Source organism: Planotetraspora sp. A-T 1434 (genome assembly GCF_025420585.1).
Classification (GTDB): Bacteria; Actinomycetota; Actinomycetes; order Streptosporangiales; family Streptosporangiaceae; genus JAOEGB01.
The window spans coordinates 1-378 of record NZ_JAOEGB010000115.1; the positions used below are offsets into that span (position 1 = coordinate 1).

Genomic DNA, 378 nt, shown 5'->3' on the forward strand with positions numbered 1-378 from the left:
GGCCCCACCGGGACCGGCCCCACCGGGACCGACTCCGCAGCCGCCGGCTCCATGGGGACGGCGCGTCCCGGATCCACAACCTCCGCCTCCGGACGTCCCACCTCCGCTTCACGGTCGCCCGACGGGAGCCCGGCAGACCATGCCCCCGCGGACCATGCCCTCGCGGACCGTGCTCTCGCGGGCGGTGGTCTGGCGGGCGGTGGTCTGGCGGGCGGTGGTCTGGCGGGCCAGCCGAGGCACCGGAAGGCAGAGGGCGTCTCGCCGGACGACAGCCAACTGGGCGACCTATGGCCAGACCACACCGGCGGCCTTCAACCGACCGCTCCGGCACCAGACGATCCATGGCCCGGCGAACCCAGCGAACCCGGCGAACCCAGC

At 75.1% G+C, this 378-nt stretch carries 1 protein-coding gene; it reads left to right on the forward strand.

All coding sequences use genetic code 11. The features are described 5' to 3' along the window. Positions 1–139 precede the first annotated feature (139 nt). A partial coding sequence (locus tag N5079_RS35200) for a hypothetical protein (protein ID WP_261588552.1) occupies positions 140–378 on the forward strand: 239 nt, incomplete at its 3' end.